Source organism: Haloarcula halobia (assembly GCF_029338255.1).
In the GTDB taxonomy this organism is placed as follows: domain Archaea; phylum Halobacteriota; class Halobacteria; order Halobacteriales; family Haloarculaceae; genus Haloarcula; species Haloarcula halobia.
Genome location: NZ_CP119787.1, coordinates 139039 through 150842 on the forward strand (window position 1 = coordinate 139039; position 11804 = coordinate 150842).

The 11804-nt window shown below is 58.8% G+C and carries 14 protein-coding genes; 3 read left to right on the forward strand and 11 right to left on the reverse strand.

Going from position 1 to position 11804, the window contains the following annotated elements; all coding sequences use genetic code 11:
- Positions 1 to 123: 123 nt before the first annotated feature.
- Positions 124 to 1455, forward strand: coding sequence for a hemolysin family protein (locus P1K88_RS00750; protein WP_276411776.1), 1332 nt, complete (start codon positions 124 to 126; stop codon positions 1453 to 1455).
- A gap of 819 nt (positions 1456 to 2274) precedes the next feature.
- Here P1K88_RS00750 and P1K88_RS00755 read toward each other — a convergent pair.
- Positions 2275 to 2868, reverse strand: a complete 594-nt coding sequence (locus P1K88_RS00755) for an LURP-one-related family protein (RefSeq protein WP_276411778.1) — start codon at positions 2866 to 2868, stop codon at positions 2275 to 2277.
- A gap of 288 nt (positions 2869 to 3156) precedes the next feature.
- On the opposite strand from P1K88_RS00755, the gene P1K88_RS00760 reads away from it, so the two are divergent.
- Positions 3157 to 4149 (forward strand): transposase, encoded by a 993-nt coding sequence (locus tag P1K88_RS00760; RefSeq protein WP_276411503.1) that lies wholly within the window; start codon positions 3157 to 3159, stop codon positions 4147 to 4149.
- A gap of 169 nt (positions 4150 to 4318) precedes the next feature.
- Here P1K88_RS00760 and P1K88_RS00765 read toward each other — a convergent pair whose 3' ends face one another.
- A complete protein-coding gene (locus P1K88_RS00765) occupies positions 4319 to 4651 on the reverse strand; it encodes a DUF5789 family protein (protein WP_276411780.1) in 333 nt (110 codons plus the stop codon).
- Positions 4652 to 5034: 383 nt separating this feature from the next.
- Positions 5035 to 5505, reverse strand: coding sequence for a DUF7992 family protein (locus P1K88_RS00770; RefSeq protein ID WP_276411781.1), 471 nt, complete (start codon positions 5503 to 5505; stop codon positions 5035 to 5037).
- 331 nt (positions 5506 to 5836) lie between these two features.
- Between P1K88_RS00770 and P1K88_RS00775 the strand changes: the two genes are divergently transcribed.
- Complete coding sequence (locus P1K88_RS00775) at positions 5837 to 6004, forward strand: putative zinc finger protein (RefSeq protein WP_276411783.1); 168 nt, start codon at positions 5837 to 5839, stop codon at positions 6002 to 6004.
- 228 nt (positions 6005 to 6232) lie between these two features.
- Here the strand turns inward: P1K88_RS00775 and P1K88_RS00780 are convergent, their stop codons facing one another.
- The 8 genes from P1K88_RS00780 to P1K88_RS00815 form a co-directional block, all read right to left on the reverse strand.
- Positions 6233 to 7042 carry a formate/nitrite transporter family protein gene (locus P1K88_RS00780; protein WP_276411785.1) on the reverse strand — a complete coding sequence of 270 codons (810 nt, stop codon included), beginning with the start codon at positions 7040 to 7042 and terminating at the stop codon, positions 6233 to 6235.
- A gap of 363 nt (positions 7043 to 7405) precedes the next feature.
- On the reverse strand, positions 7406 to 8275 hold the full coding sequence (locus P1K88_RS00785) for a universal stress protein (RefSeq protein WP_276411786.1): 870 nt from the start codon (positions 8273 to 8275) through the stop codon (positions 7406 to 7408).
- Positions 8276 to 8368: 93 nt separating this feature from the next.
- The gene (locus P1K88_RS18360) at positions 8369 to 8605 is read right to left on the reverse strand and encodes a universal stress protein (RefSeq protein WP_419181084.1); all 237 of its coding nucleotides are present in this window, start codon (positions 8603 to 8605) and stop codon (positions 8369 to 8371) included.
- A 178-nt stretch (positions 8606 to 8783) separates the two neighbouring features.
- Positions 8784 to 8960, reverse strand: a complete 177-nt coding sequence (locus P1K88_RS00795; protein ID WP_336407610.1) for a universal stress protein — start codon at positions 8958 to 8960, stop codon at positions 8784 to 8786.
- Between the two features lie 9 nt (positions 8961 to 8969).
- The gene (locus P1K88_RS00800) at positions 8970 to 9257 is read right to left on the reverse strand and encodes an amphi-Trp domain-containing protein (protein ID WP_276411789.1); all 288 of its coding nucleotides are present in this window, start codon (positions 9255 to 9257) and stop codon (positions 8970 to 8972) included.
- Between the two features lie 299 nt (positions 9258 to 9556).
- Entirely contained in the window at positions 9557 to 10753 is a 1197-nt protein-coding gene (locus tag P1K88_RS00805) for a cation:proton antiporter (RefSeq protein ID WP_276411790.1), read from the reverse strand.
- On the reverse strand, positions 10753 to 11241 hold the full coding sequence (locus tag P1K88_RS00810; protein ID WP_276411791.1) for a cation:proton antiporter regulatory subunit: 489 nt from the start codon (positions 11239 to 11241) through the stop codon (positions 10753 to 10755). The genes P1K88_RS00805 and P1K88_RS00810 overlap by 1 nt, the downstream gene beginning before the upstream one ends.
- Positions 11242 to 11284: 43 nt before the next feature.
- The gene (locus P1K88_RS00815; protein WP_276411793.1) at positions 11285 to 11746 is read right to left on the reverse strand and encodes an FKBP-type peptidyl-prolyl cis-trans isomerase; all 462 of its coding nucleotides are present in this window, start codon (positions 11744 to 11746) and stop codon (positions 11285 to 11287) included.
- Positions 11747 to 11804 lie beyond the last annotated feature (58 nt).

An 11804-nucleotide genomic window follows, 5' to 3' on the forward strand; every position in this document is an offset into this window, starting at 1 on the left:
TGTGGAGGTCCTATTGACAGTAGTCGATCACCCGCGAGTCCTATGGATGGTTTTAGTAAAGGGAACGAGATGCATAGCTATGGACACACTACAATCGAACGGCAGTCCGTTCCGGGAGTACCGATGGTAAACGTCGCGCTCTCAGTGGGACAACTGGTCTTGGCGCTGTTCCTCGTGGTTCTCAACGGCTTTTTTGTCGCTGCAGAGTTCGCCTTCGTTCGGATCCGGGGGACATCGGTTGACCAGCTCGTCGAGGAGGGGCGCCCGGGTTCGGGGGCACTCCAAGGAGTGATGACCAATCTCGATAACTACCTCGCGACGACGCAACTGGGCATCACCATCGCCTCGCTCGGGTTGGGGTGGGTCGGCGAACCCGCCGTGGCGGCGCTCATCGAACCCGTACTGGAACCGATTCTCCCGGCGGGACTCATCCATCTCGTCGCGTTCGCAATCGGCTTCAGTCTCATCACGTTCCTCCACGTCGTCTTCGGTGAACTCGCGCCGAAGACGCTCGCGATCGCCCAGACCGAGCGACTCTCGCTGTTTCTCGCCCCGCCGATGAAGTTCTTTTATTATATCCTCTATCCGGGAATTGTGGTCTTCAACGGGGCAGCCAACGCGTTCACGCGGTCGCTCGGTGTGCCGCCCGCTTCCGAAACCGATGAGACTCTCGGTGAGCGAGAGCTCCTCCGAGTACTAACACGGTCGGGCGAGGGAGGGGACATCGACGTTGCGGAAGTGACGATGATCGAACGGGTCTTCGATCTCGACGACATCGTGGTTCGGGAGGTCATGGTTCCACGACCGGACGTGGTGAGCGTTCCGGCCGATGCTCCCCTCTCCGACCTCCAGTCGATAGTCCTCGAGGCTGGTCATACGCGCTATCCAGTCCTTGCTGCCGACGACGGCGACCAGGTGATCGGATTCGTGGACGTCAAGGACGTGTTACGAGCTGAGGTGGAAGGCGGGGACGCCGAGGTAGTCGGCGACATCGCCCGCGAGATCGTCATCGCTCCCGAGACGATGGCACTGAGCGATCTCCTGAGACAGTTCAGGGAAGAACAACAGCAGATGGTCGCAGTTATCGACGAGTGGGGGGCATTTGAGGGGATCGCAACGGTTGAAGACGTCGTCGAGGCGCTCGTTGGAGACCTCCGAGATGAGTTTGATGTGGACGAGCGTGAACCCTCGATTCGAAGCCGTGGCGATGAGGGGTACGACATTGACGGGAGCGTCCCGCTGTCGAAAATCAACGATATGATCGAGGGAGAGCTCACAAGTGAAGAGGTCGAAACGATCGGTGGACTGGTACTCGAGCAACTCAACCGTGCGCCAGAACGTGGCGATCGCGTCGAGGTCGACGGATACGTCGTTGAGGTGACGAGCGTTGAAGGGACCCGAATCTCGACAGTCAGGGTCCACGAACGCGAAGAGGATGATTCAGGGGTGGACTAATCGGGATTCTGATAGCCGGTCGGAGGTCCAGAGACCCTCGACCGGCAGAGTATGAGATTCGCATGAAAGCGAATCGATGGACTACTACGATACCAGATACGCGCGCTGTATGCAGCAGTGCCTTCTCGAACTACCCAACGTCTGTCAGTACCGGCGTGACCGATACAGAGATTCAATGCAGCACTCGGTTACTGTTGGCTCCACACCCTTATTGGTGAATCAGCTGCACAGTAAGCCTGCCAATCTATCGGAAGCAAATCATCCATATATTGCCTCACCGAGATTGAATTCTGTTTCACATTCGGTACAATACTTCTCAATGTCGTGCACATCTAAGCAATGTGAGTAGCAGTAAATGTCTTCATTCCCGCAATTCGGACATTCCTCAAGTTCTGGGACGACCATGTTAGAATAAGCATATGCTGCTCTTCCAATAGAGTTACTCTCATCTACACGTTCGTATTCAGACGAGTATTACTCCCGCTGTACTAACCGAATCAGACGGCCCTGATTCTCGGTGTGTGACGTGCTGCATCCGCGCTCTGTATGCAGCAGACTCCCACAGTTAGTTCATACACCTAGAAGTTCAAACGGTCAATCCGCTCCAAGCTAGCGGTTCTCAACCTAATAACGACTACTAGTAGTTTCTGAATGTGGAACGCCGTTTCCTGAAGAGTCCCTCTCCAACTACGTGGTCACCACATCGGAGAACTGCTAGTAGTTCACCACCGGCGACACAGCAAAACCTCACTGAGTAGCTGTCAGGAACGGCATCCAAGATGTAGAGCACTCAAACGTTTCGAGCTGATCTGAGATGGTTTAATTGCCTTGGATGGCATCGATAACCACTGCGCTCACCACGATCGGGTCTATGGGGACCGAACTGGCGTCGCTAATCGTAATCTCGTATTGATCATTAATTGCAAAATCGCTCTCAATGGTGCCAACGGAATTGCCTTCTGCGTCAGCTATCTCGAACTTGTGGCCGATAAACTGTCCCACTGGCAGAAGCTTTCGCCCCACTGTGATGAGTCCTCCACGCGAGCTAATCTCAGCGATAAGAGACTCGTCCTCGGCATCGCGCATTCGCCACGTATCCTGAAAGAGCGAAAAGTCATTGTCCAGAACGATCAAATCTTCCCCGGTCTGGCTATCTGTCAGCAGGTAATCGCCAGCCATATCCAACGTACCGCTGGCTGTTACAGTCACTAACTCATTGTCGTCGTCATCAACAAAGGGAGTTCCACTCTTTCCCTCGTACGTATTATAAGTGCAGCGGAGTATCGTGTCGCCAGTAACATCTCTGGCTTCGTACTCGGGTCGAAAGTTCTTGTCCTGCCCCGTCTGTTCGACAGTATACTCAGTGCCGGACAGGCCAAGCCCGGAGATCTCGTATTGTTGTAGTGTTCCCATTGCGTAGATGCCATTTGGAAAATGGATAAATCCGGGGTATCCTAGCCGAGGTACTGTGAGTCCGACCAGTAGATTTCGCTTGTTTCAGGCGTTCTCTGTAAAAACAGTCTGCAAGAAACTGTAGCACCGGGTTTTTACGCCTGTCTATACAGTGTGCGTAATATGGAAACAATTTATTCTCTTCATTTGGTAGGAGTCGGAATGGCTCTAACCGGCAGCGTTCTGCTATTTGCCTCGGGGAGCGTGTCATAGAAACGTTCTCAGAGAAGGAAGCAGGGTGTTGGAACTGTGTCTACGAGCGCCAGCACCCTGCAAGACGTAGCTTCGGTAGACGACTTCTTGAATGTCGCGGCTACCGAGACAGTCCCGCTGTTCGAGCACCTTGAGTTCGAGTTTCTGCTGAATTACGACGTGTTCGCCCCCGCTTTGAGGGGGCGAACACGAGTGCATCAGCCACCAGACCTCTTTTGCGGCTTTCTGCACTGCTATTACAAGGACATCTACGGAACGCGTCCGGTTGCACGAGAACTCCAACACGGCCTCGTCTGGTACTACTGCGGACTCGACAAACCTCCATCCAGAGACACGGTTGACCGCTTTCTCACCGACCTCGAACACGTCATCGACGATGTCTTCGACAGGCTCGTCGAGCAGGCCGCCTGTCGGGGCCTGCTCGACTCGACGTACTCTATCGACTCAACGCACATTGAGGCGATTCAGTACAACGACGCGGCGTCATGGAACTACGATCCAACGGCCGAAGATTACTACTACGGCTTCGGCTGTACGATTGTCTCAACCGGTCCAAAGATACCGATTGCAGCGGAGTTCACACAGACCAAGCAAGCAGACCAGGAGACGGCGATGCGCGTCACGCGTAACGCGCTCGCCGTCGATACACCAATTTGGATGCTCGGAGACAGCGCCTACGACGTCCTCGACTGGCACGACCACCTGCTGGCCGCAGGGGTCGTGCCAATCACCCCATACAATCCGCGAAACACCGACGACCCGAAAGACATCGAGTACAGGGTCGAAGACCGCATCGAGGAACACAGCCAGGACGTACAGCTGAAACAATCCCTCTTGGACGAGACGTACAACCACCGGACAGGAGTCGAACGGACCAACGACGCAGTCAAGGACTGCGGCCTCGGGCACGTCCGCGCCCGAGGCCGCGTCCACGCACGAACAGAAGTGTTCCTTGCACTGTGTCTCCGGCTCGTCGTTGCAATCACCAACTACGACCGAGGAAACGAACCGGGCTGTGAGAAGCTATGAGATGGATTCTATGACACGCTCTCTTGTACGCTAGGTTCAACTCTCACAGAACCTGACAGAACCGCCGTGCAAGACTCAGAGAGTGGATTCAGCAGAGCGGCCACCACAGAGGGAGGTTCGTTCGGCACAGGCGGTCCAATTTGCGAGACGAGTGTGTTGGGCCGTTGTGCTATCGCCCGATGAGCCCCAGTATCCGTCTGTGAACGTCCTCGGCTGAGTCGTATATTTCGTCATCAGTTGAAGCGAGTACGTCCTCTAGGGATTTCTTGCCGTCCTGCGTTCCAAGTTCATAATCGCCATAGGCCGCAACCAACTCAGTTTTCGTGGCTGGATAGTCGTGCGATGTGAGCCCTACATCAAGATCACCAAGCCCCTCACCAGCGTCGACGCGCATCGGCTCTTCTTCATCGGCGCGGGTACGTGCCTCCTCTTGCATCCGCTCTCGCTGGCGGCGTTTTTCGTCATCGGCTTGTTCATCTCGGCCCTGTTTATCATCTGCCATACACTACGGTAGGGGATTCAGGCGGATAACAGTAGGGCTACCTATTGGAGATGCGGGTCGAACTTCCCGTCCCGACAGCCCCGGATCTCGAAGCCACTCCCCAGGACGTTCAGGATCAGGAAAACGACCTCGTCGCCGACGAACGCGATCCCGGCGGCCCTGGCGCTGTTGCTGGTCTTGGGTTCCCACCGCTGGGTGTAGACCTCCTGGATCGAGAGGTCTCCCGAGTCGCTAACGGCTCGGGAGCACGACTCATGTAGTTCGCGCGCGGTGTTCGGTGGATTCAGCTACGGTTAGGGTTTCATCCCGGACCACCTTCTGGAGGTTCTTGACTCCCACCAACGCCCACCCTACTACCGCCCGCGTTCCTCCGTTACCTCGCTCTACTCGTCGCGCTCGCCAAAGGGTTCCTCGTTCCGGTCGGAGGCGTCGCGGGTCCGCTGGAGGTAGTTCTGGAGCGTCTCGTGGACGGCCCGGCCGAGGTCATGTAACTCGCCGTTGATGGCCGAGACCGAACTCGAATCGAGCGATTCGGTCACGTCGCGCTCGCGCCAGTCCTCAGGCACTGTCGGGGCGTCGAAGCGAAGGTGATCGTCCGTTGGATCACGATAGAAGTCGAAGGCCTGGAACAGGTCGAGGTCGTCGACGACTCGGACCTTCTCTTTATCCAGGTCCGTGTACTCCGCCCACTCCTCGAATCCCTCACGCCACGCGCCTTCTTGGAGGAGGTTCTCGAGGTCCTCGCGGTGGAAGTCCTCGGATCCGAGGGTTTCCGATTCTTCCCAGTCGAAACCGCTCGGTCGCCCCCGGTTCGAGAGCTCGGGCGGCTCCGGGATGGATACGTCGAGTGTCATACCGATAGTAGAGCGGACACGACAATAAAGCCCCGTAGCGATTCCAGGAGAAGGGAGCCCGAGTGAAGTGGTAATCGATAGATCACTCCTCCCCGACACGCTCCCAGTCCCGGGACGGACAGTCACGGTGACTTGCCTGGTCTGCCAACCGATTCCCGTGCAAGATTCGCGCTTTCGATGTAGCAGACGCTGAACGGAACCTCAGGCGATCGTCAGAACAGGCGTGGTCGACTTGGAGGCAGAATTCAGCAGATCGGTAACGTTAGGCAACAGCGTTGACAGTATGATTCGTGGCTAACAATAATAACTCGTGACCCTGTTACTCCATTACATGGTCAAATGTACTCGATGTGGCCGTGATGTGGATGACGTTCAAAATATCACGCCAGATGTTATCACGAAAGAACTGATCGACTCGATCGACCACGGCGAAGAAGACCTCGCCGGGGGCGGTATGGAAGTTTGCGCCGAGTGTATGGATGAATTGAAGGGAGACTGAAAACAGAGCAGGTATGATTACCGATTATCTCATCTGTACACGGTAGCCTCGGAGAAGTCCGTAATCGGCATCGTCCGTCTTTGCTACCGCCTACGTCACGCTCCTACTTCAACGGGCAAAGCTGGGTGATGATTTCGGCATGATCTGGGTTACAAGATCCGTGCCCTGTATGCAGCATAGAGTCCGAAACGTACCATCGTGCGAGGGTTTCAACAGACTCACTTTCCACTAATCCCCGCCCCGGACAACGTGGCCGTATTTCAACAGGGCAACGAACACAACCCCGCCGACTGCGTTTCCCATCGTGGCTAACGCGAGGAACGAGACGTAGTCCATCGCTGATATTTGGGGCGACAGAAACACGCCGAATAGCACCTCAACGTTACCGGCAATTGAGTGCGGGAGATGGAGGATCCCGATTACCCCCGTGACGATCCAGATAATAATGAGACGGCTTGTCGTTTCTTGCGCAGCGGTAACCAGCCACGCGAGCAGTCCCATCAGCCACCCCGCGAGCAGGCCAGCGGCGAATAGCCATGTGAAACCATTGTTAACGAGTGAGAGCGCGATGGTTTCGAAGGCCTCCGGCGAGGCGACACCTAGATCGGGCAGCAGCGTGACGATGAGTGCGACGAACGCCGCACCACCGACGAGATTACTGACATAGATCCAGCCCCAGAGACGGCCTAATTCCGCGAGTGACGCTCGTCCGGCGAGAACCGGCATCACGGCGACGGTCGTATGTTCGGTGAACAGTTCTAACCGTCCCAGGATGACAAAGGTAAATCCGACGGAGTAGACACTCGCAAGTAGCAACTCCGTCCCGAGATCACCATACCCACCCGGTGAGAGGGTGAGTATCACCGCCATCAATAACGGTCCAAATCCAATATCCAGCCCAGCAGAGAATCCAGACAGTAACAATCCGTTCGTCTCACGGTTGATTTCGTGGAACCCGCTTTCGATCAACGAATCGAGGACCGCTGTCACTCGCGTTGGATCACCCGTGTCCCTGCTTTCCGGTCCTGATTCTGTCACATACGTTTTCTGTGTCCGTCGCTGCAAAAGCATAGTGACCGGCGTGAATCAGACGCATCTCCGTGACCCGTTCGGGAGAGCGCTACCCCGACCAAGACAGAATGAACGGCCTCCAGTAATAGATACGCGCTGTGTATCTTGCACGGCTTCAGGAAAATGATATAACGTTGTTATCTTGGTTGCTGGGCGGTTTACTCGCAAATCCACGATTGAAGCTACACTCCACCCTGCTGTGTGCCTCGTTCGCTGGCGCGCACTGCGGTGCTCCATTAACACGAGAGTTCACGCCTGACGAGAGTTCACGCCCGAAATCACCTACGTACGTACAGGAGTTCGATAGCCACGAGCCATCTCACAGAACCGCTACTCCCCACGTCCAACCGTGATGACGGGAACTGGTGCAGAGCGGACGGTCTTCTCGGCGACGCTCCCGAGAAGGATTCGATCGCTCCCGCGTCTCCCTGTCGTTCCCATCACGACGGCGTGGATAGCGTTCGAGTCGATGGTGTCGAGTATCACCTCGATAGGGGACCCGTGCTCGACGTGCCGGACACTATTCGAAACGCCGCGTGTCTCCGCCTCGGACACGACGTCGTCCACGGCATCGGTCGCTGCCTGTCCACGTTCCCGTCCCGAGACCGTGGAGCGAACGTCCAGACCCAGGGAGGTATCGTCGACGACAGACAGCACGTGAACGGTCGCATCGAGCGCCGCTGCCAGGGAGAGGCCATGCTCGGCAGCGTGGGCCGCACCGGCACTCCCGTCGGTCGGTATGAGAATGTTCTCGTAGGGGAACACCAGTTGTTCGTCGGGCTGCATCCGCGCTGCGATGACAGGGACCGAAGACAGACGGACGACCTTCTCCGTGACGCTCCCGATGAGGTATCGTGACACCCCCTCCCGACCGTGGGTCGGCATCACGATCACGTCGTACTCGTATTGCTCGGCGTACTCGACGATTGTCGGCGCTGGATGCCCCTGGACGACGTTGGAATCGTAGTCGATACCGAGTGTGTTCAGTGTCTTCTCTGCTTCCTCGACGATGTCCTCGCCCTCCTGAACAAGAGCATCAACGACCTCGGTTTCGACGACCGTGACACTATCGCGTGTCGTATCCGCGACGAACAGAACGTGGATCGTGGCGTCGGCCCAGTGTGCAATCTCGGCAGCGTGATGTAATGCCTCCGCAGCCCCATCGCTTCCATCGAACGGGAGCAGAATGTCCTCGTACATGTGCACTGCGAGTACCTACGTGCATCACGCTCAAGTGGTTTGTCACCCACCAGCAGAGGGGTCTCACCTACCACTCGAGTCCGGCTCCCGAACTCACATCACCGGAACTGGCGACGTTCGGACAATCTTCGCACTTACCCCACCCATCATGTATCGGCTGAGATCAGTCTGACCGAGCGTACCGAGGATCGCGAAGTCGATGTCGTGTGCATCGATGTAGTTCCGGATTGCTTTCGACGGGACACCGAATTCGATTTTACTCTCGACGCTATCGACCGTCGCCGCCTCTGCGGTCTCGATGGCGTCTGCGATGATCTCGTCCGCTGCAATCCACGCCGTCCGTGGGTCGGTATCACGATCAACTCGATGGCTGACTGCGTACGATACTCGACAATCGCCTCAGAGGGGTCACCGTGGAGTCCCCTCCGAGATCACGGTGATACCGCGTTCTGTCGCACGCTGTGCTGCTTCGTTCACGACCGCTTTCCGTCCTGGTCCAGAACGGCACTCACATCCTCTTGTGCTCTGGTAGGGGTGTCGTGCTGGTGTCTACGACATTGAGGACGTGGATCGTTGCCTCGTGCTCGGAGGCTATCTGGAGAGCATAGTCGAGAACAGCTTCTGCTGGCTCGCTCCCATCTGTGGGAAATAGAATCTGGTCGCACGTAGAACGGTCTGAGAGGATGAGCGGGCGTTACTGACCCTCTGTAGTGATATCCAACGTTCCTTCCTCTGCCGTCTGGGCCTCACGCCACCAGACTAACTCGAACTCGATACTCTGTTTTGCCTCGGTATCCCCTTCAGACCAGTCTGACTCGCCCTCCAGCTTGAACGTCACCGGGTTCGTCGGGTCCAACTGAACCTGCTGCCTACCGAGTTCGAGTGTCACAGCGTCGTCGCCGTCGAGTTGCTCGGCCAGGTCGCGAAGGGACGATGCAATTTCGGACCGCGTTTTCTCGGCTTCAGTTTCGAGTTCTCCCATGAATACAGATACGCGGAAAGACCCGATAAACAAAGGCGGAGATTCTCCTGCCGGCGGAATCGCTCACCGGTGCTAGAGCAGAGATACGCTGCATGAGACCGGTCGATGAGGCATCTCAGTTTTCTTCCGAGCAACAACTCCAGCACGTATGCATTGAGAGCCCCAGTCTCAGCTTCTGGGGTTCAGTAGCCGAACCCCGGCCACAGTAGAGTCCGACAGTGAGGCGACGAACGGCGACTGGATGTATCAAGCGTCGCTCGCGCGGTCGGCGACGTGGACCGCGAGCGTCGCTGCCGTCGTCACTCGGTGCTCGCCGTCCGGCCGAGCAGCGTCTCGGTGATGGCGTCGGACTGCTGGATGAGCACGGACCCGAGGATGCTCATCACGAGGACGTAGCCGACCGTGAACGCCGGGAGGACGGTGCCGAGGCGGCCAGTCCCGATGCCCGCGGCGAGCGTCGCGATGACCAGCGAGAACTCCCCGCGGGGCACCAGGCCGATGCCGACGCGGAGCGAGCGCTGTCGGGTGAGGTCGTAGACGCGACCCGAGAGGGTGCCACTGACCAGTTTCCCGAGCGTCGTCAGGACGACGGCGACCCCGACGAGGGTGGCGACGCCGCCGAACAGCGTCACGTCGGTGGCCAGCCCGATGCTGAAGAAGAACACGGCCGCGAAGATGTCTCGCGCGGGGGTCACGATGTGCTCGATACGCTCGACGTGCGAGGTCTGGCTCACGCCGGTCCCGAGGAAGAACGCCGCGACGGCCTCGCTGACCCCCAGGGCGAGCGCGGCACCCGCGACCAGCGTGGTGACGCCGACGATCCGGAGCACGAACAGTTCGTCCGAACGGGTGGCGAACACGCGATCGAGCCAGCCCGCGCCGTACCACGCGACGGCGGCGAGCCCGCCGAGAAACAGGAACGCGGTCCCGACCGAGACGGCGGCGTCACGGAGCCCCCCGCCGCCGGCGACGGCCGCGAGCAAGGCGAGGTAGACGGCGATGAGGATGTCCTCGAAGACGAGCGTTCCGAGGATGGGGCTGGACTCGTCGTTGGCGATCCACCCCTGCTCGATGAGCGACTTGGTGACGACGGCGCTCGAGGAGATGTAGACGATCCCCGCCAGAAAGAGCGTCTCGACGATGGTCCACCCGAAGGCGAGGCCGATCGCCGCGCCGACGCCGAAGTTCACGACGAAATCCAGCACCCCGATGGTGGTGATGCGGTTGCGGTCCTGCAGGAGCTGGTCGACGCTGAACTCCAGGCCGAGGAAGAAAAGCAGGAAGACGACGCCCAGCTCTGCGAGGACCTCGATGAACTCCCGGTCGCCGACGAGCGTCAGGGGCAGGCCGAACAGCGAGGTTGGTTCGTTCGGGCCGATGAGGATGCCCACCAGGATGTACGCGGGGATGACCGAGAGCGTAGAGCGGGTGGCGAGGGTCCCGGCGAGAGCGATGCCGGTGAGCGCGATGCCGACCTCCAGCAGCAGTTCGGCCATCAGTCGCCGTCCGATTCGACCAGCCCTTCCAGGGCGTCGAGTTCCGCACGGGTCCCGAGCGCGACGAGGATGTCGCCCGACTGGAACGTGTCGTCGGGGCCGGGATTGGGGATGGTTTCCTCACCCCGCCGGATGGCGATGACGGAGGCCCCGGTTCGCTGTCGCAGGTTCGCGTCCGCGAGGGTCTGACCCTCCAGGGAACAGTCGGCCTCGACGTCGACCCACTCGATGATGGCGTCACCCAGTGGCACCTCGACGTCGCTCAACTCGACGGGCTGGAAGTACGCCCCCTGGATGATGGCCCCGACCTCGCGGGCGCGCTGACCCGAGAGGGTGAACAGTCGCTCGGCGTCCGCGTCGGGGCTCGACTTGTGGAAGAACTCCCGTTTGCCGTCGTGGTGCATCACCAGGACGAGTCGCTCCTCACCGTCGAGTTCCACCTCGAACTTCTTGCCGACGCCCGGGACGTCGGTCTCGTAGACGGTCATACCAGGTCCACTCACCGGGCAGAAATAAACGTCCGGGACCCGGTCACTCGACCGAGATAATCTCGACCTCGAAGGTCAGCGTCTCGCCGGCCAGGTCGTGGTTGAAGTCGACCCTGACGAGTTCGTCGTCGACGTGGGTGACGGTCCCCGGGAGACCCTGTTCGGTCTGGATCTGCATCCCCTCGCTGGGCGTGTGGCCCTCGACCATCGCCGCGAACTCCCCGGCGTCGTACTCGACGACCCGATCCTCGCTTCGCTCGCCGTATCCCGCTTCGGGCGGGATTGTCACGGTGTCGGTGTCGTCCTCGTCCATGCCTTCGAGGGCATCGTCCAGGCCCTCGATGACCTGGCCGGACCCGACCTCGACGGTGAGCGGGCTGAACTCGCGGGCCGTCTCCAGGCCCACCTCCTCGGCGACAGACTCGCGGGAGGTGTCGAAGACGGTACCGTCGTCTTGGCGGCCAACGTACTCGATGGTGACGGTGTCACCTGCTGTGATCGGCATATCGTCGAGACGCGTGGCTGGGGGATAAGGAGTCTGGTCGCTGCCCCGACTCCGGGAC